The sequence below is a fragment of the Stappia stellulata DSM 5886 genome (assembly GCF_000423705.1).
GTDB lineage: Bacteria > Pseudomonadota > Alphaproteobacteria > Rhizobiales > Stappiaceae > Stappia > Stappia stellulata.
In genome coordinates this window covers 273,996-300,346 of sequence record NZ_AUIM01000012.1, presented here as the reverse complement: position 1 = coordinate 300,346, position 26,351 = coordinate 273,996, and the positions used below count along the sequence as shown (strand labels likewise).

24 protein-coding genes are annotated in these 26,351 nt (G+C 63.6%); 9 read left to right on the top strand and 15 right to left on the bottom strand.

Going from position 1 to position 26,351, the window contains the following annotated elements:
- Positions 1 to 88: 88 nt before the first annotated feature.
- Genes G572_RS0111105 through gabT form a run of 3 tightly spaced genes read right to left on the bottom strand, consistent with a single transcriptional unit; the run spans position 89 to position 3,588 of the window.
- Positions 89 to 835, bottom strand: coding sequence for a gamma-glutamyl-gamma-aminobutyrate hydrolase family protein (locus tag G572_RS0111105; RefSeq protein WP_029058538.1), 747 nt, complete (start codon positions 833 to 835; stop codon positions 89 to 91).
- Between the two features lie 4 nt (positions 836 to 839).
- A complete protein-coding gene (locus G572_RS0111100) occupies positions 840 to 2,291 on the bottom strand; it encodes an NAD-dependent succinate-semialdehyde dehydrogenase (protein ID WP_029058537.1) in 1,452 nt (483 codons plus the stop codon).
- A 19-nt stretch (positions 2,292 to 2,310) separates the two neighbouring features.
- Positions 2,311 to 3,588: a 4-aminobutyrate--2-oxoglutarate transaminase gene (gene gabT / locus G572_RS0111095; protein WP_037546650.1), complete on the bottom strand. Its 1,278-nt coding sequence runs from the start codon at positions 3,586 to 3,588 to the stop codon at positions 2,311 to 2,313.
- A 135-nt stretch (positions 3,589 to 3,723) separates the two neighbouring features.
- Here gabT and G572_RS23505 point away from each other — a divergent pair, with 135 nt between their 5' ends.
- A complete protein-coding gene (locus tag G572_RS23505; RefSeq protein ID WP_051242197.1) occupies positions 3,724 to 4,641 on the top strand; it encodes a LysR substrate-binding domain-containing protein in 918 nt (305 codons plus the stop codon).
- Positions 4,642 to 4,692: 51 nt separating this feature from the next.
- On the opposite strand, the gene G572_RS0111085 is transcribed toward G572_RS23505, so the two are convergent.
- The 12 genes from G572_RS0111085 to G572_RS0111030 all read right to left on the bottom strand — a co-directional run bounded on the left by G572_RS0111085 (position 4,693) and on the right by G572_RS0111030 (position 17,284).
- Positions 4,693 to 5,022 (bottom strand): DUF4387 domain-containing protein, encoded by a 330-nt coding sequence (locus G572_RS0111085; protein ID WP_245566204.1) that lies wholly within the window; start codon positions 5,020 to 5,022, stop codon positions 4,693 to 4,695.
- On the bottom strand, positions 5,019 to 6,401 hold the full coding sequence (locus G572_RS23500) for an acyclic terpene utilization AtuA family protein (protein WP_037546540.1): 1,383 nt from the start codon (positions 6,399 to 6,401) through the stop codon (positions 5,019 to 5,021). Before G572_RS23500 ends, G572_RS0111085 begins: the two co-directional genes overlap by 4 nt.
- Before the next feature lie 156 nt (positions 6,402 to 6,557).
- Positions 6,558 to 7,610, bottom strand: coding sequence for a sigma-54 interaction domain-containing protein (locus G572_RS0111075; protein WP_245566203.1), 1,053 nt, complete (start codon positions 7,608 to 7,610; stop codon positions 6,558 to 6,560).
- Positions 7,577 to 8,680 carry a C45 family autoproteolytic acyltransferase/hydrolase gene (locus tag G572_RS0111070; protein WP_029058533.1) on the bottom strand — a complete coding sequence of 368 codons (1,104 nt, stop codon included), beginning with the start codon at positions 8,678 to 8,680 and terminating at the stop codon, positions 7,577 to 7,579. The genes G572_RS0111075 and G572_RS0111070 overlap by 34 nt, the downstream gene beginning before the upstream one ends.
- Positions 8,677 to 9,714, bottom strand: a complete 1,038-nt coding sequence (locus G572_RS0111065; protein ID WP_029058532.1) for an ABC transporter ATP-binding protein — start codon at positions 9,712 to 9,714, stop codon at positions 8,677 to 8,679. Before G572_RS0111065 ends, G572_RS0111070 begins: the two co-directional genes overlap by 4 nt.
- Complete coding sequence (locus tag G572_RS0111060; RefSeq protein ID WP_037546538.1) at positions 9,711 to 10,715, bottom strand: ABC transporter ATP-binding protein; 1,005 nt, start codon at positions 10,713 to 10,715, stop codon at positions 9,711 to 9,713. The genes G572_RS0111065 and G572_RS0111060 overlap by 4 nt, the downstream gene beginning before the upstream one ends.
- A gap of 2 nt (positions 10,716 to 10,717) precedes the next feature.
- Positions 10,718 to 11,629, bottom strand: coding sequence for an ABC transporter permease (locus G572_RS0111055; protein WP_029058530.1), 912 nt, complete (start codon positions 11,627 to 11,629; stop codon positions 10,718 to 10,720).
- Positions 11,626 to 12,633 (bottom strand): ABC transporter permease, encoded by a 1,008-nt coding sequence (locus G572_RS0111050; protein WP_029058529.1) that lies wholly within the window; start codon positions 12,631 to 12,633, stop codon positions 11,626 to 11,628. The genes G572_RS0111055 and G572_RS0111050 overlap by 4 nt, the downstream gene beginning before the upstream one ends.
- 24 nt (positions 12,634 to 12,657) lie before the next feature.
- A complete protein-coding gene (locus G572_RS0111045) occupies positions 12,658 to 14,196 on the bottom strand; it encodes an ABC transporter substrate-binding protein (protein ID WP_029058528.1) in 1,539 nt (512 codons plus the stop codon).
- Between the two features lie 358 nt (positions 14,197 to 14,554).
- Entirely contained in the window at positions 14,555 to 15,385 is an 831-nt protein-coding gene (locus G572_RS25925) for an FkbM family methyltransferase (protein ID WP_084650050.1), read from the bottom strand.
- A 183-nt stretch (positions 15,386 to 15,568) separates the two neighbouring features.
- Entirely contained in the window at positions 15,569 to 16,366 is a 798-nt protein-coding gene (locus tag G572_RS25470) for a class I SAM-dependent methyltransferase (RefSeq protein ID WP_051242193.1), read from the bottom strand.
- 159 nt (positions 16,367 to 16,525) lie between these two features.
- The gene (locus tag G572_RS0111030; RefSeq protein ID WP_029058527.1) at positions 16,526 to 17,284 is read right to left on the bottom strand and encodes a class I SAM-dependent methyltransferase; all 759 of its coding nucleotides are present in this window, start codon (positions 17,282 to 17,284) and stop codon (positions 16,526 to 16,528) included.
- Between the two features lie 670 nt (positions 17,285 to 17,954).
- Between G572_RS0111030 and G572_RS23490 the strand changes: the two genes are divergently transcribed.
- The 8 genes from G572_RS23490 to G572_RS0110990 all read left to right on the top strand — a co-directional run bounded on the left by G572_RS23490 (position 17,955) and on the right by G572_RS0110990 (position 26,346).
- Positions 17,955 to 18,554 carry a cupin domain-containing protein gene (locus G572_RS23490; protein WP_208979087.1) on the top strand — a complete coding sequence of 200 codons (600 nt, stop codon included), beginning with the start codon at positions 17,955 to 17,957 and terminating at the stop codon, positions 18,552 to 18,554.
- Positions 18,554 to 20,155, top strand: a complete 1,602-nt coding sequence (locus G572_RS0111020; protein WP_029058526.1) for an ABC transporter substrate-binding protein — start codon at positions 18,554 to 18,556, stop codon at positions 20,153 to 20,155. The genes G572_RS23490 and G572_RS0111020 overlap by 1 nt, the downstream gene beginning before the upstream one ends.
- 67 nt (positions 20,156 to 20,222) lie before the next feature.
- Positions 20,223 to 21,248, top strand: a complete 1,026-nt coding sequence (locus G572_RS0111015; protein ID WP_029058525.1) for an ABC transporter permease — start codon at positions 20,223 to 20,225, stop codon at positions 21,246 to 21,248.
- Complete coding sequence (locus tag G572_RS0111010; protein ID WP_029058524.1) at positions 21,245 to 22,078, top strand: ABC transporter permease; 834 nt, start codon at positions 21,245 to 21,247, stop codon at positions 22,076 to 22,078. The genes G572_RS0111015 and G572_RS0111010 overlap by 4 nt, the downstream gene beginning before the upstream one ends.
- Positions 22,075 to 22,965, top strand: a complete 891-nt coding sequence (locus tag G572_RS0111005; RefSeq protein WP_029058523.1) for an ABC transporter ATP-binding protein — start codon at positions 22,075 to 22,077, stop codon at positions 22,963 to 22,965. The genes G572_RS0111010 and G572_RS0111005 overlap by 4 nt, the downstream gene beginning before the upstream one ends.
- Positions 22,962 to 23,768 (top strand): ABC transporter ATP-binding protein, encoded by an 807-nt coding sequence (locus tag G572_RS0111000; RefSeq protein WP_029058522.1) that lies wholly within the window; start codon positions 22,962 to 22,964, stop codon positions 23,766 to 23,768. Before G572_RS0111005 ends, G572_RS0111000 begins: the two co-directional genes overlap by 4 nt.
- Positions 23,765 to 24,274 (top strand): GAF domain-containing protein, encoded by a 510-nt coding sequence (locus tag G572_RS0110995; RefSeq protein WP_051242191.1) that lies wholly within the window; start codon positions 23,765 to 23,767, stop codon positions 24,272 to 24,274. The genes G572_RS0111000 and G572_RS0110995 overlap by 4 nt, the downstream gene beginning before the upstream one ends.
- Complete coding sequence (locus tag G572_RS0110990) at positions 24,274 to 26,346, top strand: hydantoinase/oxoprolinase family protein (RefSeq protein ID WP_029058520.1); 2,073 nt, start codon at positions 24,274 to 24,276, stop codon at positions 26,344 to 26,346. Before G572_RS0110995 ends, G572_RS0110990 begins: the two co-directional genes overlap by 1 nt.
- Positions 26,347 to 26,351 lie beyond the last annotated feature (5 nt).

Here is a 26,351-nt window from a genome sequence, read left to right as displayed (position 1 = left end):
ACCAGTATTTCAGGGCATCGGCGGCCATGTGTCCAATTCGAATGCGGAATTCGAGAGATAGATTTTTTTTATCGATACGGTGAATTGCTCACCGCATGGCCGCACGCGTCACCTGGCCGACATGACGCCAGAAGGCCATGTCGTGCGCCCGTCCCTCGGGCTGCCATTCCGGGTGCCACTGCACCGCGAGAACGGGCGGACCGCCCGGCGTCGACGACACCGCCTCGACAACGCCGTCAGCCGCGCGCGCCTCGACGCGCAATCCGCTCGCAAGACGGTCGACACGCTGGAAATGGACGCTGTTGATCCGGACCGGCCTGGCCCCCGCGATGGTTTCCATCACACCGCCCGGCTCGGCCACCGCCTCGTGCCCATAGGCAAACATCTCCGCCAGATCGGCTCCGTCGGGCGCGTGATGCGACGGGCCGCCGAGACCGGCCGCCCGCTCGTCGACCAGGGTACCGCCGAGCGCGACATTGATCTCCTGCAAGCCCCGGCAGACGCCAAAAAGCGGCTTTTTTGCAGCCATCGCCGCCGCGATCAGCGCGGCGGAGGTTTCGTCGCGCTCAGGGTCGTAGGGCGGCGAGCCGGCCATCTCCGGCGCGTAACGCGACGGCTCGATGTTGGAATTCGAGCCGGTCAGCAACACGGCGTCGACCCGCGCGACGAGGGCGGCGGCATCCTCCGCGCACCCCATCGCAGGCGCGATCACCGGAACGGCATCGCAGAAACGGGCAACAGCATCGAGATAGCGCCGCTTGACGATGCTTGCCGCCTCGCCCTCGACCTCGCGGACGCAAGCGATAACGGCGATCACGGGTTTTGTCTTGATCATCGGTTCAAAGCTCCAGGCCACCGAGCACCGCATATTTCAGCTCGGTGAACTCCGCAATGCCGTGATGCGAGCCTTCGCGCGCATTTCCGCTCTGCTTGACGCCGCCGAAGGGTGCAAGCTCCGACGACAGCACGCCTGTGTTGCATCCGACCATGCCGAACTGCAACCGCTCCAGCATCCGGTAGGTCCGCGACAGGTCGCGGGTGAAGAAATAGGCGGCAAGCCCGGCGTCGCTGTTGTTGGCAGCCGCCAGCACTTCGGCTTCGCTCTCGAAGGCAAAGACCGGCGCCAGCGGACCGAAGGTCTCCGAACAGGCCGCCTGCATGTCGGCGCGCATGCCGGTCACCACGGTCGGCTCGAAGAAGGTTCCGCCCAGCGCGTGCCGCTTGCCGCCGGTGACGAGCGTAGCCCCCTTTTCCAGCGCATCCGCGACATGGGCCTCGACCTTGTCCACCGCGGCCATGTTGATCAACGGCCCCTGCTGCACGCCGGGCGCGCGCCCGTCGCCGACCTTGAGCGCACGAACGGCGGCGGCAAGCCGCTCGACGAAGGCGTCGTGGACGCCCGCCTGCACGTAGATCCGGTTGGCGCAGACGCAGGTCTGGCCCATGTTGCGGAACTTGGAAGCGATCACGCCGGTCACGGCCGCATCGAGATCGGCATCGTCGAAGACGATGAAGGGCGCATTGCCGCCAAGCTCCAGCGCCACGCGCTTCATGCCGTCGGCGGCTCCGCGCATCAAATGCTTGCCGACCGCCGTCGAGCCGGTAAAGCCGACGAGACGCACGTCCGGATGCGACAGGAACACATCGCCGATGGCCGGGGCGTCACCGGTGATGACGTTGAGAACACCAGCCGGCACGCCGGCGCGCTCCGCGAGACGGGCAAGCGCCAGCGCGGTCAGCGGCGTTTCGGGCGCCGGCTTCAGCACGATGGTGCAGCCCGAGGCGAGCGCCGGGGCGACCTTGCGGGTGATCATCGCCGCCGGGAAATTCCAGGGCGTGATCACCGCGACGACGCCAATCGGCTGACGCAGCACCATCGCGCGGGCGTTTCCCGCCGCCGCCGGGATCACCTCGCCCAGGATGCGCTTTGCTTCCTCTGCGTAAAACTCGATGTAGGAGGCGGCATAGTCGATCTCGCCGAGCGCTTCGGCCAGCGGCTTGCCCTGCTCCGCGGTCAGCAAAGCGGCAAGCGCATCGCGGTTCGCCATCACCAGATCGTACCAGGCCCGCAGAACGCGCGCACGCGCCTTCACAGGTTCGGCGCCCCAGCCATCGAGTGCGGCGGAGGCCGCGTCCACGGCCCGCCCGGCCGCCTCCGCACCCAGGTGCGGCACATGGGCGATCACCTCGCCGCGCGCCGGGTCCGTGACCGGAGTCTCGCCCGCGCCCTCCCAAGCGCCTGCGACCAGGCAACGGGTTTCCAGAACGCTTGCATAGGATGTGTCAGCCATTGCGTCAGCTCCGTTTCGTTCAGGATTCAAGGGCGCGTTCGAGCAGGCCGAGGCCTTCGTCGAGCACGGCGTCCGAAACCGTCAGCGGCACGAGGATGCGCACCGTGTTGCCGTGAATGCCGCAGGTGAGCAGCAGCAGCCCGGCGTCGAGCGCCCGCGCGGCCACAGCCTTGGCCGCCGCCGCATCCGGCTTTCCGTCCGCGTCCACCAGATCGAAGGCGATCATCGCGCCCGGGCCGCGCAGAGCGTCGATCCGCGCACCCGCCGGCGTCTTCGCGAAGGCGGAAATCCGCTCCTTGATGTGCCCGCCCATGGTGTCGGCGCGCTTGAGAAGACCTTCCTCTTCGATCACCTCCAGCACGGCGAGCGCGGCGGCACAGGCGACCGGATTGCCGGCATAGGTGCCACCGAGGCTCCCCGGGGCGGCCTTGTCCATGATCTCCGCACGTCCGACGACGCCCGACAGCGGAAAGCCGCCGGCCAGCGACTTGGCCACGGTGATCAGGTCCGGCGCGACGCCGGAATGCTCGATGGCGAACCACTTGCCCGTGCGCGCGATGCCCGACTGGATCTCGTCGGCAATCAGCACGATGCCGTGGCGGGTCGCGATCTCGCGAAGCGCTGTGAGCAATTCTGTCGGCGCCTCATGGAAGCCGCCCTCGCCCTGCACCGGCTCGATGATGATCGCCGCGACGTCCTTCGGGGCGATGTCGGCGCGAAACAGCCGGTCGAGGGCCGCCAGCGTATCGGCGACGCTGACACCTTCGGCGGCGCAGGGAAACGGCAGATGGTGGATGCCGGCCGGCCCGATGCCCAGTCCCTCGCGGTAGGGGGCGACCTTGCCGGTCAGGCCCATCGTCAGATGCGTGCGGCCGTGAAAGCCGCCGGTGAAGGCAATCGCGCCGGGGCGACCGGTTGCCGCGCGGGCGATCTTGATCGCGTTTTCGACCGCCTCCGCACCGGTGGAGAAGAACGCGCTGCGCAGCTCGCCATCGATGGGAGCGACTGCGTTCAGCTTCTCCGCGAGCGCCACATAGGGCTCATAGGGCATGATCTGGAACGCCGTATGCGTATAGGCGTCCATCTGGGCGCGCGCGGCCTCGATCACGCGCGGGTGCAGGTGGCCGGTGTTCAAGACGGCGATGCCGCCGGCGAAATCGATATAGCGCCGGCCCTCGACATCCCAGACCTCGCTGTTCAGCGCGCGCTCGGCGTAGATCGCGGTCGCATTGGCGATGCCGCGCGGGACGGCGGCGTTGCGGCGGGCAAGCAAGGCGGCATTGGTCTTGGCGGTCATGATGGCTCCATCGGTCATGCGGGAACACGGGGTCGCCTATCGCAATAGCAGCGCACGACAGGAAGCGGAGCCGCGATTGCGCCAGCCACCCTGGTGCACTAGGGTTTCCACTCTTGCCACCCGGATCCTTCCGCCATGCCGCTTCCCGCCCTGCCTCCGCTTCATCTCGTGCGCGCGCTTCATGCCGTCGGCCACACCGGCAGCATCCGCAAGGGCGCTGCCGAACTCGGGGTATCGCATACGGTGGTAAGCCGGCACCTGCGGGCGCTGGAAGCCTGGGCGGGGGCGAAACTTCTCGAACGCGGCCCTCGCGGCGCGCGGCTGACGACGGAGGGACAGGCGGTGTTTTCAGCCAGCGAGACGGCGTTTGCCGCCCTGGCGGGCGCCTTCGAAACCGTCGCCCCGCGCGGCGCGCCGACGAGCCTCAGGGTCTGGGCGATGCCGGGTCTCGCGGGGCGTTGGCTCGGCCCCCGGCTTGCGGAGATCGAACGGCTCCTGCCCGGTCTCGACGTCTCGATCCGGGCGACGGAAACGCCTCCGGATTTCGCGGCGCATGAAGCCGACCTCTTCATCGGCTACGGCCACGACGACGAGCTGCCTGCGGGTGCGGAACACCTCGTCACGCCGCGGATGTTTCCGGTCGCCAGCCCCCTCTGGCTGGCCCGCAACGGCCGTCCGGCAAGCCTGGGCGCACTTGCGCGCCAGTCGCTGATCCATGAGCGCGATCACGGCCAGTGGCGGCGCTGGCTGAAAGCCGCCGGCGTCGACCCGGCCGCGCCGTTCTCCGGGCCGAAACTGTGGACCGCGAGCCTCGGGCTGGACGCGGCCGCCGCCCATCAGGGCATCGCCCTTGCTACACAGCTTTCCGTCGCGCGCGAGATCCGGGAAGGCCAGCTGGTGGAACTCTTCGACACCGACATTTCGACCGGCAGCTACTATCTGCTCGCGGCGCCCGAACGGAAGAACAAGTCGCCGGTTTTGGCCTTTCGCGCCTGGCTGGCGGAAGAGCTGAAGTGCGACGCGGCCGGCGAAACGGCCGGCGACGCGGTCTGACGACGGCGCGGGGTCTTTCCGCGCCGCCGGATTTCGTCCCCAAACGCCCGATCAGGCGTCGACGTTCACGTCCACATCCAGCAGCGGCGCATATTGCTGCGCGCCGAAGATATCCGGATCGCCCGGGCTTCCGCTCGGGCGCGGACGCAGGATGGTGAACTTGATCGCATAGGCCGGATCGTATTCGACGAAATCGGTGATGCGGTTGTCACCGATGCCGAACAGGGCGCTGACGCTTTCCCGCGTCAGCGCGCCGGAACGCTTCACCGTCTCGTAGACATCGCGCTCGCGGAAGATCACGTCGAAGGTGATCTTGTCCGTGCCCGCGTTCTTCGACCGGATGGTCTTGGCCAGTTCGGAGAGCTTTTTCGTCGTCATCATGCAGTCTCCAGAACGTCGGAGCCGACGATCTCGCTGTGGGTGGGGAAGAGGGCGAGCGGGTCGTTGACCGCCATGGTGTGGTTCAGGGTCCAGCGACAGCCGGGGCTTGCCTCCATCACCTCGTCGAAGACGAAGGAAACGCCGCCGGCCGTGCCCTTGACCTCGGGCAGGCGGGCATAGAACAGCTGCCGCGTGCCGGTGATCGTCAGTTCCTCGGCCATCTCGCGGGTCGGCGCCACGCCCTGCACGACGATCAGAAGCTCATGGGCCGGCTTGTCCTTCAACGGCTCCATTTCGCCCATGATGCCGTTGCGGCCGAAGACGTTGTAGTGCAGCTCCCAGCCCTCGTCGCCGAAGCGCTCGCGCACCTGCGTGCGGGCCCATTCGATCACCGCATCGACATTGGCGATCGTGTAGGGGTCGCGAATGCCGGCCATGCCGACGAAGCGTTCGCCGAGCCGCCCCGAGCCTTCCAGCTTGACGCGGAACTCTTCCGCCGGGACGAATTTCATTCCCGCGACGCGGGTGGTCTTCTCGCTGACCTGCTCGTAGCGGCAGTCGGTCATGTCGAGAAGACCGCCGGCGACATACTCGTGGAACGGGTTGGAGCGCTCGTACATGGCATGTCCGGCGACCGAGGCGACGGTGCAGCGCTGCCCGGGGTGCATCGCGGTCACCTCGACAAACTCCGGCGTGATCTCGCCCATCACGGTTTCCTTCGCGCCATAGGGTTCGGCGCAGAAGGACGCACATTCCAGGACCTTGCCAAGATAGTAGGCCTGGGCGTCGGGAAAGCCCTCGTGCAGGGCGGCTGCGGCGAAGATCGCGCTGTCGGACGAGCGTCCGCCGATAATGACGTCGCACCCCTCCTCCAGCAGGACGCGGAACGGATGCACGCCCGCCATGGCGACGATGCGGTCGGTCGCGTCAAGCTCGGCCTCGTCGAGGTCCGGACGGCCGTCCAGTCCGCGTACCGGCGATCCGCCCAGCATGCTGGCGCGCACGGTCTCCTTGTCGACCTCGGAGTAGAACCAGCCGAGGCGGAACGGTGCGAGGTCATGCTTGCGGGCGAGATCGCGGATGATCTGCACATACATGTCGACCCGGCTGTTGGTGCCCGTGTCGCCGGCCGATCCGATGATCATCGGCTTCCCGGTCCGCCGGGCCGCCAGCAGCATGACCTCCAGGTCGTGCTCCTGCCAGGCGCGGGGGCTGGCGCATGTGTCGCTGCCAAGGGGAACCGGACCGATGTCGTCGCTGCCGGAGTCGGCGGCGATATAGTCGGTGCCGGCCTCGACGGCGATTTGAAAGCTCTCCGTCTTGAGCGGCGCGAAGCCCAGATGCCCGTTCGGGCAAATGACCTTGAGCGAGTTCGTCATGTCTGAGTTCTCCGGTCTGAATGTTCCAACCGACCGAATGCAGGGAGCATGCCAATCCCACGATAAGAAAAAATAACTGTAATTACATAGACTTATTCAAAGCAACCGTCGCAAGGCGCGGAACGCGCGCTTTTTGCCCGCGCTCATGCGCGGTTCTCACGCATCGATCATCCCGAGCTTGAGCATCTGGTGGCGCAGCGCATGACGGCTGATCTTGAGAAGGGCGGCCGCATCCTTGAGATTGTTCTTCGAGGTGGCGAGCGCCTGTTCGATCAGCTTGCGCTGATAAGCTTCGGTGGCCGCGCGAAAGCCCGGCGACAGATCGGCGTGCGCGGAGGCCGGCCCGGCGCCGCTGCCGCCGCGCACCGCGCGCAGGATCCGGTCCGGCAGGTGATGCGGCTCGATGACATCGTCATCCTCCAGGATGAAGATGCGCTCGATCAGGTTCTCCAGTTCCCGAACGTTTCCCGGCCACTGGTACTGCAGGAAAATCTCGGCAACCTCCGCCGACAGCCCCTTGATCGCGCGCTTGTAGCGCTCGTTGAACCGGGAAATGAAATAGTCGGCCAGCTTCAAGACATCGTCGCCGCGCTCGGAAAGAGCCGGAATGTTGATGGCAACGACCTGGAGCCGATAATAGAGATCCTCGCGGAAATTGCCTGCCACGACCTCCGACAGCAGCACCTTGTTGGTCGCCGCGATGAAGCGGACGTCGACGGAAGTGGTCTTCACCGCGCCGACCCGGCGAAACTCGTGGGTGTCGAGCAGGCTGAGCAGCTTGGTCTGGAGCATCGGCTCCATTTCGCGGATCTCGTCGAGAAAGATAGTGCCGTGGTTTGCCGCCTCGACCAGCCCGACCTTGCGTTCCACCGCGCCGGTGAAGGCGCCCTTCTCGTGGCCGAAGAGTTCCGACTCCAGCAGGCTGGAGGGAATGGCGGCGCAGTTGATGTCGACGAATTGCTTCGACGCCCGCGCGGACAGGCGGTGCAACATGCGCGCGACCATCCCCTTGCCGGTGCCGGTCGGCCCGTAGATCAGCACGTTCTGCGCCGGCGAGCGGGCCACCCGCTCGATCAGGCGCCGCAGCGCCAGAATGCTCGGATGATCGCCGATCAGGTCGTTCTGGTAGCCCGGCATGCACGTCCCTTGCGCTCCCTTGGGAGCGCCGGCGACGCTCACAGGGCGAACCGTTTCCACTTCCCAAGACATGGGGTCCCCTCGTGGAAATATAGACACCGATCGCGCCCGGAATAAACCACCGAGGACAGGGTCTGCGCGTCGGCCCCCTGTGCATGCTGGCAAACGGGTGCAGGTTCTCCCGCGTCATCCGTGTGCCGGGCCATCAGCTCCATCGCCTCGGCAACCTCGCCGGTCAGTGCCGGCAGGCGGTGCGACAGGAAGGCAAGCCTTTGCTCGGAATTCGCGGCAATGCGGTCGTCGTCCGGCGGCAGCGTGTCGCGGGCAAGCTCTTCGGACAGAAAATGATTGGTGCGCAGGACGCGCTCGCCCTCTTCCACCGCAACCGACGCGGCGCCCAGTTCGACGCCGGCCACCGCGCCTGCGGCATCGGCGAGGATCAGCGAGCCGCCGCCGGCATGCGGGACCGAGCGAATGAAGGCAAGCGCCTCGGCCACATCCGAACAACGCGCCAGCACCCGGGTCATCAGGAAATAGCGCAGCCAGCCGACGCGGTGCGTGCGGGCGCCGATCTGGGTGTCGGCCAGCATCAACCCGCGCGCGTTCATCCCGCTGGAATAGGCGCCCGGACTGCCGAGGCTGCCGACGCAAAGCATCGATCCGGTGGCAATATCCGGCCCGCTGTGGCGGAACACGGTCTGGATTCCCAGATGCGCACCGGAAAAATCCCGGTTTTTGGCAACGAGCGGCCCGTCCCGGCCGGCACCGAGCGCGAAGGCGCTGCAGCCGTCGCCGTCGAGCGGGGCGCCGTCGAGCGTCGCGCCCTCGCCGAGATCCCCGACAATGCGCATATGCAGATGGGCGAAGAGATCGTCCACCTTCATCCCGAACCCTTCGGCGATGCCGGACACCTCGGCCAGGGAGTGAGGATCGTTTTCCTCCACGAAGCGCCGCTGCGCCGCCAGATAGGAAAGCGCCCTGTCGTCGAAGACACCGGCCCGGCGCGCCTCAATCACGCGCGCCACCGTGGCGGCGGCAACCCGCGCGGCATCGCTGCCCGGCGCAGAGGCCTGGGCGCGGCCGCGTTGCCAGGCGTCACCGCGCAGCTCCCGCGCCTGGCCCTCCTCAATCGCCACGATCATCGCGTCCCCGCCTCGGCGCCGGTCTCCCAGACGGAGAGATCCTCCGCCAGCCGGTGGCAGGCGACCTGGTGGCCCGGGGCGACCTGCTCGGAGACCGGCGCCTCGCGTTTGCAGGCATCGATCGCCAGGGGGCAGCGCGTATGAAACTTGCAGCCCTTCGGCGGATCGAGCGGAGAGGGAAGTTCGCCGGCGAGCCGCACGCGCTGGTGCTTGCCGGGGGCATCGACATCGGGCACAGCCGACATCAGGCTCTGGGTGTAGGGGTGGCGCGGCCGGGCGAGCACATCATCCGTCGGCCCCATCTCGACGATCTCGCCCAGATACATCACCGCGACGCGGTCGCTGAGATAGCCGATCACGGAAATGTCGTGGGAGATGAAGAGATAGGTCAGCCCCATCTCGTCCTTCAGTTCCAGGAGAAGCTGAATGATCTGCGCCTGGATCGATACGTCGAGCGCCGACACCGGCTCGTCGCAGACGATGAACTCCGGGTGGCTGATCAGCGCCCGGGCGATGCCGATGCGCTGGCGCTGGCCGCCGGAAAACTGATGCGGATAACGGTCGAGATGCGCCGCGTTCAGGCCCACGCGCTCCAGGATGCGCGCCACCTTTTCGCGTACCTCGGCACCGGTTCTCGCCAGCCCGTGAAGCCTGAGCGGCAGGCCGACGATATCGGCGACCGTCGAGCGCGGATTGAGCGAGGCATAAGGGTCCTGAAAGACGATCTGCATGCGCCGGCGCATGTCCTTCAGCGCACCGGCGGAGAGCGCCGTGACGTCCTCTCCATCGAACCGCACACGGCCCGCGGTCGGCTCGTGCAGGCGCAGGACCGCACGTCCGAGCGTGGATTTGCCGCAGCCGCTCTCGCCGATCAGACCGAGAACCTCGCCGCGCTCGACATGAAACGAGACGTCGTTGACGGCGCGGACCGAGAAGGGCTGAACCCCGGCCAACCGATTGGCGAGGCTTTGCCGCCCCTCGTAGACCTTGGACAGATTTTCAACGTTCAAAAGCGGGTTGGCCGTCGATGTCATGCGACCTCCTCCTGCGTGAGGGCAATGCAGCGCGCGCGGCGGTCCGACCCGACATTGCGCATTTCGACGAACTGCAGACAGGCCTCCGTGCGGTCGGGACAGCGGGAATAGAACCGGCATTGCGGCGGCAGCCCGACGAGATTGGGCACCTGCCCCTGGATCGGCCGGATCGGCTTGCCGCGCAGCGACAGGCGCGGAATGGAGCCGAGCAGCCCGCGCGTGTAGGGGTGCTGCGGATTGGAAATGACATCCACCGTCGCCCCCTCCTCCACGACCTGCCCGGCATACATCACCATCACGCGGTCGCAATGTTCGGCCACCACGCCGAGATCGTGGGTGATGAGCACGACGCTCATGCCGAGCCTTGCGCGAATCTCGGAGATCAGTTCCAGCACTTGCGCCTGGATGGTCACGTCGAGCGCCGTGGTCGGCTCGTCGGCGATCAGGAGCTTGGGTCCGGGCGCAAGCGCGATGGCGATCATGATGCGCTGACGCATGCCGCCGGAGAACTCGTGCGGATACTGGTCGAGACGGCTGTCGGGCGAGGGAATGCCGACAAGCCGCAGCATCTCCACCGACTTGTCGCGGATCGCCCGCCGGCGCGCCCCACCGCGCGCAGGCAGATCCTCGTCATGCGCGTCCAGCATCTCGGAGAGTTGCTCGCCAACGGTGAGCGCCGGATTGAGCGCCGTCAGGGCGTCCTGCATGGTCATGGAGATGTCGCGACCGCGAATGGCGCGCATCTCGCGCGGGGACAGGCGGGTCAGATCCCGGCCCTCGAAGCGGATGGAGCCGCTCTCGATCCGCCCCGGAGAGCGGACCAGCCCCATCACGGAGGAAAAGGTGACGCTCTTGCCGGATCCGGATTCGCCGACGACGCCGAGGCATTCGCCGCGCCGGACCGTCACGTCGACACCGTCGACCGCGCGCACCATCCCCTCGCTCGTGTCGAAGACCGTGCGCAGGCCGTCGACCTCAAGCAGATTTTCATTGTGAGACATGGTCACTCCTGAAACCTCGGGTCGAAGGCATCGCGCAAGCCCTGGCTCGCCACGTTGATGGCAAGCACGAGCAGCAGGATCGCGAGACCGGGAAAGGTACTGACCCACCACGCGCCGAGAATGAAGGCGCGGCCATCGGCGACCATCGACCCCCAGGAAGCCGTCGGCGGCTGAACGCCGAGGCCGAGGAAGCTGAGGCTGGCCTCGAGGATAATCACATGCGCGATGCGGATGGTCGAAACCACGATCACCGGCGACAGGATGTTGGGCAGGATCTCCTTGACCATGATATGCGCGGAAGACGCGCCAAGCGCCCGCGCGGCCTCGACATACTCCAGCTCGCGGGTTGCCAGCGTCTCGCCGCGCACCACCCGGCAGGGGATCACCCATTCCTTGTAGGCAAGCGCCAGGATGATGTTGACGAGGCCCGGCCCCATCATCGCCATCAGGCCGATGGCGAAGATCAGATAGGGAAAGCTCAGCAGGATATCGACCAGGCGCGAGATCGCCACATCCACCCAGCCACGGAAGTAGCCGGCCGCGAGGCCCGCGGCGATGCCGACGGTGGTCGCGACGAAGATCACGGCGGCGCCGATGAAGATGGAGATCCGCGAACCGTAGATGATGCGCGAGAGGATATCGCGCCCCAGCGCATCGCAGCCGAGCAGATAGGCCCATTCGCCGCCCGCCTGCCAGGCCGGCGGCTGCAGGCGGCGGAAGAGGTCTGTCTCGTTGGGATCGTGCGGCGCGATGAAGGGCGCGAAGATCGCCAGGAGCACGAAGAGGAGAACAACCCCGACGCTCGCCATCGCCAGGCGGTTTGCGGCGAACTGTCGAAGGTTGCGTTGGAAGATCGTCTGCCCGGCGCCGGACGCCTTGGCGACCGGTGGGGAATGGATTGCGGCACTCGTCACAGCTTCACCCTCGGATTGAGCGTCGTGTAGAGAATGTCGGCGATGAAATTCAGCAGCACATAGGTCACCGCGTAGAACAGCACCGCAGCCTGAACGAGCGGGTAGTTGCGCAGGAAGACGCTTTCCACCACCAGCCGCCCGAGACCGGGCCAGCCGAACACGGTCTCCACGATCATGTTGCCGCCGAGCAGCGATCCGGTCTCGATGGCGGCCACGGAGACGGTCGGGATCAGCGCGTTCTTGAGGGCATGGCGGAAAAGGATCCGTCCGCGCTTCAGCCCCTTGGCCTCGGCGAAGACGATGTAGTCCTGCCGCATCACCTCAAGCATGGAGGTGCGGGTGACCCGCATCAGGATGGCGGTCATCGGCAGCCCCAGCGTAATCGCCGGCAGCAGGATGTGCTTCAGCGCATCCCAGAACGCATCCGGGCGTCCGCGCAGCAATGTGTCGATCAGCAGGAAATGGGTTATCGGCTCGATCTCGCTGGAAAAGCCGATGCGGCCGGAGACCGGCAGCAATTGCAGGTGAACGGCAAAGAGCATCAGGAGCAGGATGCCGAACCAGAAGCCGGGCAGCGAGACACCGAGCAGCGAGCCCACGGTGGCCATCTTGTCGAGGATGGAATTGCGCCGGATCGCGGCCAGGACGCCGAGGGGGATCGCCGTCACCAGCGCGATGATCAGGGCAACGAGACTGAGCTCGATGGTCGCGGGCAGCCGTTCGACGATAACGTCGAGCACGGGCCGGCGATGGTAGAAACTGGTGCCGAAGTCCCCCTGCACCGCGTTTCCGAGGAACACGAAGAACTGGCGATGGACCGGAAGGTCCAGGCCCAGATCCTCGCGCATCGCCTGTTCCTGCTCCGGCGTGACGTTCTGGTCTCCGATCATGATGTCCACCGGATCGCCCGGGGTCAGCGCCATCATCAGGAAGACGATGACGCTCACACCGAGCAAAACGGGGACGAGATGGAGCAGCCTTTCGGCGAGCTTGCCCAACGACATATGCTTGTCCCGTCCGTTCTGTGGTCAGTCGACGCAAGCGTCGTGCAGGTTGATGCGGCTGTCCGCGCTCGGACGCCATCCCGTCAGGCGCTTGGACACGCCGTAAATGTCCTGGGGCACCCAGAGGTAGACATACGGCAGGTCGCCATTGACGATCTGCTCGGCCTCACGGTAGAGCGCGGCGCGCTTTTGCGTGTCGGGTTCGATCGCAGCTGCGTCCAGCAGCCGGTCAACCTCGGGGTTGGCATAGCCGGCGGAGTTGCCGCGGTCGTTGGTCCGGTGGGTCGGGGTGAAGATGTCGAAGGGATCGAGCGAGCCGTTGCCCCAGGAGGTGAAATACATGTCACCGGACTTCGGCCCGCCCTTGGTGCGCCACTTCTGGGTCATCTGCGCGCCCTCGCCGACCGCGACCCTTGTGTTGAACCCGCCCTTGGTCAGCAGCGATGCGACCGCCTCGGCGATGTCCTTGTAGGCGCCGACGGTGTCCATGGTGATCTCGACGCCATCCGGATATCCGGCTTCGGCGAGCAGCGCGCGCGCCTTTTCCGGATCGTATTCATAAACCGGAAGATCGGTGCTGGCAGCAAAGGCGTCCGGCGACAGGATGCCCTCGATCCGCGCGGCGTTGCCGCCGAGAATGCGATCGATGATCAGGTCCTTGTCGATCGCATGGGCCGCGGCGCGGCGAACCCTGGGATCGCTGAACAGATCGCCTTCCATGTTCATGGCGACGAAGAAGCTCCGGGTGCCGTTGACGGTCATCACGTCGGTGCCGGGATTGCTCTTCACCTGCTCGACGGAGAAGGGTGGCAGTTCGTTGATGATGTCGACATCACCGGCAAGCAGCGCCGCCACGCGCGACGCCGATTCGGGAATGATCTTGAAGATGGCACGCTCGACGCAGGCCTCGCCGACCGGCTCGATGGAGGGCGCGCCGCCGTAATAGTCCTCGAACCGCTCCATGATGATGGCATCGCCCTTGCGCCAGTCGACCAGCTTGAAGGGGCCGGTGCCGTTCGCCTGCGTCGCAAGTCCCTGCGTTCCGACCTTTTCCACGAAGGCCTTGGACACGACCTCCTGGAAGGGCAGCATCGCCGGCAGGATCGGCCAGGGTTCCGACAGCGTGATACGCACCGTATTGCCGTCGCGCACCTCGACGGATTCGACCGGCCCGAGCAGGCTCTTGCGCGGACTGGTCTGGCCATCGCCCATTGCGCCCTCGGCCGTCAGGCGTTCGAAGGTGAAGCGCACGTCTTCCGCCGTCAGCGACGAACCGTCGTGAAAGGTGACGCCCTCCCGGATCCGGAAATCATAGACCGTCGGCGACACCATCTCGAAGGATTCGGCGATTTGGGGAACGACCTTCATGTCGCCGTCACGGGTGACCAGGCCGTCGTACATGTTGCGAATGATGGTCTCGGTTTCGCGATTGCGGTGATTGGCCGGATCCAGCGTCATGGCATCGAGCGTGAAACCGACGCGAAGCTCCGAAGCCTGCGCCGCCGACAGCGACAGACCCAGGGCCGCCGCCGTCGCAAACAGAACTCGTCTTACTCTAACCATCAAAACATCCTCCCGTTCCTGTCGTATCCGGCCCTGCCTCGGCAGGCCTCACTATGCCGGCACCGCCATCAAAGCAAGCGGCATGCCAGATACCACCATCCAGAACAGGATGTTTTTTATCTTATTTATCAGCTAGTTATAAGAAAGCTTCCGAAGCAGAACCCGAAAGGCCGGAAGTTATGCGTGATTCTCACGCGACTGTGAAAACTCCACGCGCCGGCCGAGCGAAGGCTGGCGGGACGTCGGATCACAGGTCAGCGGGTGTCTTCCAGGTCCTCGAGCTGCGGTCGTGCACGGCTGTTGGGCGTCTTTTTATTACCGCGCCATTTATTACCGCGCCATTCGCTCATTCAAACGCTCAGTCCCTCAACCTTGCATGCGTGTCATACCATCCAGGTATTTGCTTCCGCATCAGCTTTTGCAGAATTCCCTTAGCAACCCGCAATGGATATACTTTTGTAAATAAGGATCTGTCGCCAAAAATTCGATACATTCGAAATACATCCCTGTATCTATCGACAGCTTCTTCCTTTGAGATCCATGCATCACCCAGATCGCTTCCAAATAGACCTGACGATCCTTGCTTGAATTCGAATTTTATCATTTTTCCTTCAGTGGAGTTTTCTGGGATTTTTTGTTTTGAGACGCCAGATTGCTCAACCAAGAAAAACGAATCGAATCCCAACTCTTCCAACACTTTGAATTCTTCAATGAGCTTGTCGAAATCAACCTTTTCACTTTCTATAGAGACATACTTGGGCCTTTCAGCACACAGAAGAAGAGTTTTAAGAGCAAATAAGTCCATTCCCTCAATATCAATTTTTAAGTAATAAGGGATTCCATAATCTTCAAAAAGCCTTTTGAGTTTGACAACTCGCACAGTAACCTCGACAGAATCCGCACCAAGATTTGAGTTTCGTTCCGCCCAACTCTTAACCACAGTTCCCCATACAGAGACTTTCGGATTTTTATAGAAGGTAATCCAATCCTCCGCCGCATCACTTATCGCGCCGTGAATGATTACAAGCCTCCCATCTTCTATATACTCTCGAAACTCAACTTGGCTTCTCCTCACCAAGTCCTCGTCAGCTTCCACCGACACAACTCTAAAGCCACGCTTCAGATAATACTCGGTGTCCTCGCCCTTATGTAACCCAAGATCGTAAATTAGATTTGGATCGTATTTCATTTTCTTGACCCGCCACTTTAGAAAGAGCGCCTTTTAGCCTCCTTCAGCAAAATCAATCCGGACCACTCAGGTGGTTCTGATCACGGCCGTTTCACGCCGCCTGCGAGGAAGGTCCGCGCGCCCGGGAAAGGCCCGTGCCGAAATGCCGGCGGTTCGGCTGCACGTGGGCAGACGTGCAACGGTTCAACCCGAATCCCGACGCGAGGAACTCGACAGCTTCCTCACGATCAACTGGTAATCGAAGCAGACGATCTCCAGACACTGACGCTTCAGGCGCAGAAACGCATTGATGGCGGCCGCCGGATTGTCCATCTCGCGCTCGTAGTACGTCCAGAAGTAATCGTCGAAAATCAGAAGCCCCCCATCTCGCAACATTTCGAAGCACTTGACCGCGTCGACGATGACATCGTCGCTGTGATGCGACCCGTCAATGAAGATCAGGTCATAGGGACCCCTCTCTGCGGAAAGACTGTAGAAGGACAGCGACGTCCCCTTGTGTTTTGCATACCGGCCCCGGAAGCCGGACAGGTTGGCATCGAAGGTGTCTTCCACCTGCGCCAGCACCTGTTGCGTGGCGCAACGACCGCTCTTGTGCTCGTCGGACCCCGCCCAGGTGTCCACGCATGTCCATCGCGACCCGCTCAAGGTCGTCAGGAAGAAATTGGTCGAAAGCCCCTGCCAGCAGCCGATCTCCAGACAGTTCAGGCCTTCCCGCTGTCCAAGACCGGCCTTGTCGACCGCGCGCAACAAGGTCGGAACGCTTCCGCTGAACCAGTCGTCGTCGAAGTCGAGATGTCGCGACGACCGTCTGAAATCATCCCGTGCGCGTCTGTGTCGCCGCCCTGCTTCACGGCAACCACCGAAGTGCTTGTGGAAATAGTCTGACAGGAAATGCGCGCGCACCACCCAGAACGGGGCACCGGTGCGACGCATGAAGCCGGCTTTCCAAAGGGCGTGTTTGATCACGCGAAAGAGCTTCATGCCATTCCACCGTTTCCCGGCTCCGGCCAACGACCATTGAAGGATCCGGCCGCCGGCTTGCGCGATCGTGACGCATTGCGGCGTCCGGCGCGAACGGCGGCCGGTCGATGTGCCCTGACCCGTGACAGGCCCGCGCCATGCGACACCGCGGGCACGAAGCTACGCCGGACGCCGGGCCTCGAAGGTGATCGACCGGTCATCGTTCTCCGGGGCTTTCCCGTGCTGGTAATTTCCGGACACGGTCACATCGACGAAGCCGGTTGCCCGCAGCGCCAGGCCAAGCTCCTCGACGCCCCACCATCGCAGGCTGAAGAATTCCAGTTCGCTCGCCGCCAGTTGCCCTGCGCGCCAGCGATCGTATCGAAGGTGCGAAACCGTGGTCTGGGCGACGAAATCGGTTTCGGCCAGTTGCGCCGTCAGTGTCAGGAGGTCGCCGTCCTGCGTCGTCCACCGGCGGATGCCGCTCGCCCCGCTCAAGACGCTGCCAATCGGATCGACATCCAGAATCACCCGCCCGTTCGGGAGGAGATGATCGAAGATCCGTTTCAGCGCGGCCATCGCCACGGAGTGGTCGGTGATCAGCTGGAACGATCCCGCCGGGATGATGACCGCCTCGAAACATTCGTCATACGCGAAGTCCTCGAAGGTCTGGCGCGTCACATGCGGGGAGAGAGACCGGGCCGCGCATTCACGCGTGCAATGGTCGAGCATTTCCTGGGAGGCATCGAAACCGACGACCTGCAAACCGGCGTCGAGCAACGGGATCAGGACGCGCCCGTTGCCGACGGCCGGCTCGAGGATCGGCCCTGTGCTGTCGCGAAGGCGCTCACGGTAGAATTCGACGTCGCCGAAGGATTTTCCGATGTGCTTGTCGAGATTGTAGACGTGGGATGCGAGGTTTCCGTATCGATTGTTCAACTGCAATATAACCCTGACTGACGCCGTCAAACAAAGGCGCTTCTGGCGCGCTTCGTCTGTCTCAGCATGACCTTGTCGCGGCGACGCTTTCGGGTGCGAGGGGCCGCGCTCTTGAAATAATCGCCAGCCCCGCCCTGCCCCCGACGCGCCAGAATCACTTGCACTATACTAATTTTTCCACCCTAAGCATCTGAAATAGCTAAACAACATTTTTTACAAACATGCCGCGAAAGGCGCCACCAAAAACCAACCGATTGAATTCACGGGAACTTCTGGACCCACCCTCGCCAAAAATCTCGCGGACTATCGCTATCTGTCAGCCAATTCGCGGAGGCGCGCGGGGAGGAGGTGAATGAAGTCGAGTGACGTGCCTCCGCGCCTTGCGAGTGACGGACCCGGCGCCCGGTTTCGCGCAGGCGGGCGAAGGCGTGGCGCGATCCCTCGTGCAAGTAGTGGCGGCTCGCCCGAGACCAGGTCGGCAGGTCCAGCGTGTCGCTTCAATTCCGCCAGATCCTGTCCAACGATCGGGGAGCAGCTCAGTCAACGAGCCAGAAAACTGCCACGACAGGGCTTGACGTGAAATTTTAGTGCCGCTTAAATTTTAACAGCACTAAAATGACTAGAGGGGCTGATAGTCGTCTTGGCCAAGATTTCTGAGCAGCCAACACAGTTGGGCAAGAAGCTGCGCCGTCGGCGCCGGGAGCTCGGTCTGACCTTGAAAGAGGTTGCCGACGGTGCGGGCCTGTCAGTCGGCTTCATCTCCCAAATCGAGCGAGGCATCGCCACCCCCTCTCTCTCCTCGCTGGTTGCCGTTTCGCAGGTCCTTCAGGTGGAAGTGGCCAACTTCCTGTCCCAGCCTGGCGCCGGGGCCGCGCTGTCGCGGCATGATCAGCGCGCGACATATGCCATCAGCGAGAACTCGCTCAGCTACGAGCGTGTTTCCTCCTCCTTTCCCGGCAATGTGCTGCGCAGCGTCATCATTCACGAACCGCCGGGACACCGGGGCGAGCCCATTGCCCATGAGGGCGAGGAAATGATCTTCGTTCTCAAGGGCGCGATCACGGTCGAGCTCGAGGGGGAGCTGAGCGTTCTGGGGGAGAACGACTCCATCCATTTCCAGTCTTCCCGCACGCACGCCACGTGGAACCACACGGACGAGCCGGCAGCTGTTCTGTGGGTCGGGACGATGGACGTGTTCGGCGAGGAGCCCGGGCTTCGCGCGCTTCATTCTCCCGCCGGTGAATCTCACGAAAAAAAAGGGGAAACATAATGAAAAAGCCTTCCATCTTCCTGGCTGCGGCGCTCCTTGCCGCGACCGCGCTTTCGCCGCTTCATCCGCTCGAGGCCGCGGCGGAGAGCGTTCTTCGCCTCGACGAGGTCGCCGTAGGCGAAATGGACCCGGGAAAGGCGAGCGACTACGCCGACTCGATCCTGATGTTCAACGTCTATGACACGCTGGTTCTGCCCATTCAGGGCGGGCCGGGATATGCGCCGCACCTTGCCGAAAGCTGGGAGATGGACGGCACGGATTTCGTGTTCAAGCTGCGCTCCGATGTATCCTTCCAAAGTGGCAATCCGCTCACTGCCGAGGATGTAGTGTTTTCCTTCGAGCGCATGAATGCGCTGGGGCAGGGTCTTTCCTTCCTGTTCGAAAAGGTCGAGAGCGCCGAGGCGGTCGACACACACACGGTTCGCTTCAAGCTCACCGAAACCTATTCGCCCTTCATTGCCTCGCTTGTGCGCCTGCCCATCGTCGACAAGAAACTGGTGATGGAAAATCTCGGTGACGGTGAAGGCGAGATGAAGGACTGGGGGCAGGCTTTTCTTTCGTCCAATTCTGCCGGCACCGGTGCCTACTCGGTCTCCGCGCACAATCCGCAGGATGAAACCGTGATGCAGAAGAACGCCGACTATTTTCTCGGTGTTCCCGATGCGGCGCCGGATACGGTGCGCCTGCGCTACGGACTTGAGGCAGCGACTGTACGAACCCTGATCGCGCAGGGAAAACACGACATTTCCTCGCAATGGCTCCCGCCGGAGGTGATGAAGGCGCTGGCTGCCGACGGCGCGCAGCTTTTCACCGAGACCGGCGGCGGCGGCTTCTACATCAAGATGAACACCGCGAAAGCGCCGCTGGACGATGCCAATTGCCGCCTGGCACTGGCCAAGGCCTATGATTACGCAACAGGTCTTGCAATGGTCTCCATCTCCGACGGTGTGGCTCAGGGCAGCCCGTCGACGGGTGGCGTTCCTGTCGGCATGTACGGTTCCAATCCGGTTGACCGGAAACTTGAGCGGGATGTGGACGCGGCGCGGCAATATCTTGCTGACTGCAAATATGATCCTTCCGAGTTCACGCTCCAAGTTTCATGGATCGGCGAGGTTGCAATCGAGGAGCGCTTTGCTCTTCTCATGCAGGCGAATTTCGCGGAGATCGGCATCAAGTCGGAAATCCGCAAGATCCCCTGGGCGCTCTTCACCGAGCAGGTGACCAACCCGGAAACGACACCGCATATCTCGCAAATCTTCGCCAATGCGGTGACCGGGGATCCCGATACGCTGCTTTATCCCATGTATCATTCATCGGTGCGCGGCACCTGGCAATCTCCGGAGTATCTGGACGACGAGCAGGTGGATGCGGCGCTCGACAAGGGGCGCAAGGCTGCCACGCCCGAAGAGCGCGAGGTCGCTTATTCCCAGCTCAATGACCGTTTGATGCAGATTGCGCCGACGATTTATGCCTACGACCGGCAGTCGGTGTTTGTTGCAAGCGACCGGGTCAAGGCCCCGGCACTGCAGGACCCGGCCAAGGCTTTCGGCCTCGACGGCATGGGCTTCAGCTTCCGGCTTATGGAAATGACCGGACAATAGCGATCGAGGCAACTGCTTCGGTCGAACAAGCGACCGGGCCGGTGCTCCTTCAGCAAATGGTGACGCAATGTCGTCTGTAACCCGCCTCATCCTGAAGCGGCTGGGGATTTCTTTGATCGTTTTGATCGGGGTCTCCATGCTCATCTTCACCATCGCCCGGATCATTCCGGGCGATCCGGCGCGCATCGCGCTGGGCCCGAGCGCGTCCCCCGAGCAGGTGGAGGTGCTGCGCGAGAAGCTGCATCTCAATGAGCCGCTGCCGCTTCAATACGGCTACTTCCTCGCCGATCTCGCACGCGGTGATCTCGGCGTATCGCTCTATACGAACCGTCCGGTGACCGCCGACATCGCGCAATTCCTGCCGGCAACATTGGAACTGGTGCTGCTGGCCGGGACAATGATGATCCTGATCGGCCTGCCGCTGGGCATCCTGTCGGCACGCTACCGCAACAGCTGGATCGACGGCACGGTGCGGGTGATCTCGATCCTCGGTGTCTCGGCACCGAGTTTCGTGTGGGCGGTGATCCTGATGCTGCTCTTCGCCTATTTCCTCCCGCTCTTTCCGGTTGCCGGGCGCATTTCGGATTCCTACGCCATCCCCAGCGTCACCGGCTTCCTGCTGGTGGATACGCTGGCGGCGGGGAACATTGCGGCCTTCGCCAATGCGCTGTCGCATCTGGTGCTGCCGGCCTTTGCCCTTGCGCTTTCCGGTATCGGACAGGCCGCGCGGCTGACGCGCGCCAATATGGTCGAGACATATGGCCGGCCCTATATCGAGATGGCCCGCTCCTACGGGTTTCCTGAACGCAAGATCGCGCGGCGCTACGCCTTCCGGCCTTCGCTCATCCCGTCGCTCACCATTATCGGCCTCGATTTCGCGGCCATGCTTGGCAATGCCTTTCTGGTGGAGGCGGTTTTCGCCTGGCCGGGCCTGTCGCGCTACGGCGTGGCCGTGATCCTGCGCAAGGACCTGAATGCCATTGTGGGAACGGTGCTGGTCATCTCGGCCATGTTCCTGATCGTCAACATCATCGTGGATATCCTGATCGCCATCATAAATCCGCGCATCCGCCTGTCGCAGAGGTCCACATGACCCGTACGCTCGCGATCCTTCTGCGCAATCCGCTCTCCGCGCTCGGCGTCCTCCTCATCACGCTCGTCGTTCTGGCGGCCGTCTTTGCCGATGTCATTGCGCCGTTTCCCGACCATCGCGGCGCGGTGGTGGATTTCGCCAACTTCAACAAGGCGCCCGGCTGGCCCTATCTGTTCGGGACCGATCTTGTCGGCCGGGACCTGTTCAGCCGCATCCTCTACGCCTACCGGATCTCGCTCTTCCTCGGCGTGGTGGTGCTGGCGGTGGCCGTTCCCGTCGGGGTCACCATCGGGCTTGCCGCCGGCTACCTCGGAGGCTGGACGGAATCGATCCTGATGCGGGTGACGGATGTCTTCCTGTCGATCCCGCCGCTGGTGCTGGCCATGTCGATCATGGGGCTGCTGGAACCGACGCTCTTCAATGGCATGCTCGCCGTGACGGCCATGTGGTGGCCCTGGTACACGCGGCTTGTCTACAATCTGGCGCGCGGCGAACGCGAAGAAGGCTATGTGCTGGCGGCAGAGGTGATCGGGTCGTCGCGTCTGCACATCATGTTCCGCGAAATCCTGCCCAACTGCGTGCCGGCCATCCTGACCAAGATGACGCTCGATCTCGGCTTTGTGATCCTGATCGCCTCGTCACTTTCCTTCCTTGGCCTTGGCGTCCAGCCGCCGACACCCGATCTCGGCTCGATGGTGGCGGAGGGAGCCAAGTATCTGCCGGATTCCTGGTGGCTCACCGTCTTCCCGGGCCTTGCGATCCTGGTGGCAGTGTTCGGTTTCAACCTTCTCGGCGATGCGCTGCGCGAAATACTGGGGGTCGACGAATGAGTGAGCCAACCCTTCTGATCCGCGACCTGCATCTGAGCTTTCGCACCTATACCGGCATCATCGATGTGCTGCATGGCATATCGCTGCATATCGCCAAGGGGGAGCGCGTCGCGCTTGTCGGGGAGTCCGGATCCGGAAAATCGGTCACCGCGCGGCTGATCATCGGGCTCCTGCAGATGGCGCGCGGCACGCGTGTCGACGGTCTGCTTCAGTTCGAGGGGCGAGACCTTGAGAAGCTGTCGCAGAGCGAGCGTCACGCGCTGCGCGGTACGCGCATGTCGATGATTTTTCAGGACCCGACCTCTTCCCTCAATCCCGTCTATACGGTCGGCGCGCAGTTTCATGAGGTCTTGAGACGCAGCGCGCCCGGCATCGGGAAGACGCAGGCCATGGAGAGGGCCACGGCGCTTCTCGATGAAGTGCTTATCCCGGACCCCGCGCGGGTTCTCGCCAGCTACCCGTTCCAGCTATCGGGTGGCATGAACCAGCGGGTGATGATCGCCATGGCGCTGGCCAACGAGCCCTCGCTTCTGATCGCGGATGAGCCGGGCACGGCGCTCGACGTGACCGTCCAGGCGCAGACCCTGAAACTGATGCGCGATGTGGTGACACGCCATGGCACCTCGGTGCTGTTCATCTCGCACAATCTCGGTGTGGTGCGGGAATTCGCCGACCGGGTCTATGTCATCTACAAGGGCCGGCTGGTGGAACAGGCGCGCACCGACGACCTTTTCGACAATCCGCAACACCCCTACACCCAGGCCCTGATGCGCGCCATTCCGCGCATCACCGGCGGGGGAATTCCGGATATCGAAGAAGCATCGGAGCGGTTTCACGAGCCGCTGATCGTTCACGAGAGCTGCGGCGAGCCGGGAGGTGCACGATGACGGCTCCGCTTCTTTCCCTCAGGGACATTTCCAAGATCTTCCATGTGGGCGACCGCGAGGTGCGTGCGGTGGAAGGCATCTCCTTCGACGTCATGGAAGGCGAATGCCTCGCCATCGTCGGCGAATCCGGCTCGGGAAAATCGACCATCGCCAACATGACGCTGGGCATCTACCCGCCGACCACCGGCACCGTCACCTATCGCGGTGAAGTCTTGCCGGCGCGGCGACTGGCAAAACATCGCCGGGCCATTCAGCTCGTGCAGCAGAACCCGCTTTCGTCGCTCAACCCCAAGCGCACCATCGGCGCATCGTTGCGCCTGCCGCTGGACGTTCATGACATTGGAGAGAAACGCGGCCGTTGGGATTGCACCGGCACGCTTCTGGAAGAGGTGGGCCTTCCCGCCGAGTTGCGGTCGCGCTCGCCGGCGGCCCTGTCCGGCGGTCAGCGGCAGCGTGTGGCGATTGCCCGGGCGCTTGCCTGCGAGTCCGATCTGGTTGTTCTGGATGAGCCCACCTCGGCGCTCGATGTCCTGGTGCAGGCCCGGATCCTGAAGCTTCTTTCCGAGCTCAAGCAGAAGCGAAAGCTCACCTATCTCTTCATCACGCACGACCTCGCCGTGGTGCGCAACATTGCCGACCGGGTGGCCGTCTTCGAGAAGGGCCGCATGGTCGAACTCGACGAGGTGGAGACCATCTTCACCCGGCCGCAACACCCCTACACGCGCGGGCTGATCGGTGCGGTGCCGGTGATCACCCGCGAGGAACATGAGCTGAAAAACAGCCTCACAAAGGAACCGTCATGACGGAAATGCCCGACTACGCGTCTTTCGAACGCGCGCTTGCCGCTGCCGACAACCAGCCCGCGACCGCGTTCGACGCGCTCTATCATCTCACGCGGCAGGTAATCGGCGTGAAGTTGTTCACGCTGATGAGCTTCGATTTCCGGGCGGGCGTGTCGTCGCGCTTCTACTCCAACATGCCCGAAGCCTATCCGGTTTCCGGCACCAAGCCCGTCAACGAGACGGATTGGGCGCGCCAGGTCCTGAAGGAACGGCGCATGTTCGTGGCCAATGACATCGAGAGCATTGCCGAGGTCTTTTTCGACCATGACCTGATCCGGTCGCTGGGCTGCGAGTCGGTGATCAACATCCCGGTCGAGCTGGCCGGCAATGTGGTGGGCAGCATCAACTGCCTGCATGAGGCGGGTTTCTATACGCCAGAAAAGGTGGCGGCGGCAGAGACGCTGAAACTGCCGGGCGCGGTCTGTTTCATGCTGCGCGAACGGTTTGAGCAAGAGGAGGTGGCGTAATGGCCGACAAGACAATCCGCGTGGCAACCGATGTGGGCGGCACATTCACCGACCTGGTTGCCTTCGAAACCGATGCAAACGGTGTTGCGCGCGTCATCACGGCAAAGTCCGATACGACGCCGCCCAATTTCGAGCAGGGTGTGCTCAACGTTCTGGACAAGGCCGGGCTCGACCCGTCATCCGTGGACTTCCTCGCTCATGGCACCACCGTCGTCATCAATGCGCTGACCGAGCGCAAGGGCGTGAAGGTGGGGCTCATCACCACCGAGGGGTTTCGCGATACGCTGGAGATCGCGCGCGGCAACCGCCCGGATTTCTTCAACCTGCATTACAAGAAACCGGAACCATTCGTGCCGCGTTACCTGCGGCGTGAGCTGCCGGGCCGCATGAGCTACCGCGGTGAGGAAATGACCCCGCTGGACCTTTCGGGGCTTCAGGCGATCCTTGACGACTTCAGGGCCGATGGCGTTGAAGCCGTCGCCATTTCCTTCCTGCATTCCTATGCGAATCCACAACATGAACAGGCGGTTCTTGCCGAGGTGAAGACGCTCTGGCCGGACGTCTCGGCTGTTGCGTCGCACCAGATCACCCGCGAGTGGCGCGAATATGAGCGCACCAACACCGCGGTGTTGTCGGCCTATGTCCAGCCGATCGCCGAGCGCTATCTGTCGCGCCTCGCCGGCGGGCTGAAGGACAAGGGCTTTGACCGCAATCTCTACATCATGCAGTCCAATTGCGGTGTGGAGTCGCTCGATGTGGTCACGCAGGTTCCCATCACCATGGTGGAATCGGGACCGGCTTCCGGCTTCTGGGGCGCGGCGGAACTGGGCAAGCTGATCGGCGAACCCAATGTGCTGGCCCTCGATATTGGTGGCACCACCGCGAAGTGCTCGCTGATCGAGGACGGTCAGGTCAAGATCATGACCGACTACTGGATCGAGCGCGAACGCACCACGGCGGGCTATCCGATCATGGTGCCGGTGGTCGATCTCGTGGAGATCGGCAATGGCGGCGGGTCGATCGCCTGGGTGGACGATTTCGGCAAGCTGCATGTGGGCCCGCAATCGGCCGGTGCTGCGCCAGGACCGGCGGCCTATGGCCGTGGTGGAACCAGCGCCACCACGACCGATGCCAATCTCTGGCTCGGCCGCATCAACCACGACTATTTCTGCGGCGGCGAAGTGGAGGCCGACATGGCCTCGACCGAGACGGCGATCACTGCCGTTGGCGAAAAGCTCGGTGTCGATGCAGCCGAGGCGGCGCGCGGCATTATCCGGATCGCCAACAACAATATGGTCAATGCGCTGAAGCTGGTCTCGCTCAATCGCGGCCACGATCCGCGCGATTTCACACTGGTCGCCTTCGGCGGCGGCGGCGCGATGCATGCGGTGGCACTGGCCGCCGAGCTGGGGGTCAAGAAGGTGGTGGTGCCGGCGGCAGCGGCCGTGTTCTCCGCCTGGGGCATGATGATGTCGGACCTGCGGCGGGACTACTTCGTGACCCGTCTGGCCGATTTGAAGCCGGGCGCAGCGAAGGGGCTCGAAACCGTCTTTGCCGAAACCGAGGATCGGGCGCGCGCGCAGTTCGACCGCGAAGGCATCGATGCCGACCAGGTCAAGTTCCTGCGCTATGGCAAGTTCCGCTACCAGAACCAGGAGCACACGACGGAGGTCCTTCTGGAGGATGGCGTCGTCACCGATGAGCGGCTGGCCGCCATCGAAGCCGCCTTCCATGAAACCTATGAGCGCGAATACACCTACCGGCTCGACGCGCCGGTGGAGATGGTGGGCATTCATCTCGTCGCCTCTGCCGAGGTCGGCAAGCTGACCATGGCCAGAAGCGAGCCCACCGGCACCGATGTGCAGGTGGCCCTCAAGGGGCAGCGCAGCGTGGACTATGCCCTCGAAGGTGTCCATGAGGCGGATATCTATGACGGCACCAAGCTGGAAGCCGGCATGACATTCAGCGGCCCGGCCGTGGTCGAGGACCCCGGCACCACCACCGTTATTCATCCGGGCAACCGGGTCGAGGTGGACGGCTACGGCAATCTCCACATCCATCTGAAGGCGTGAGGCAG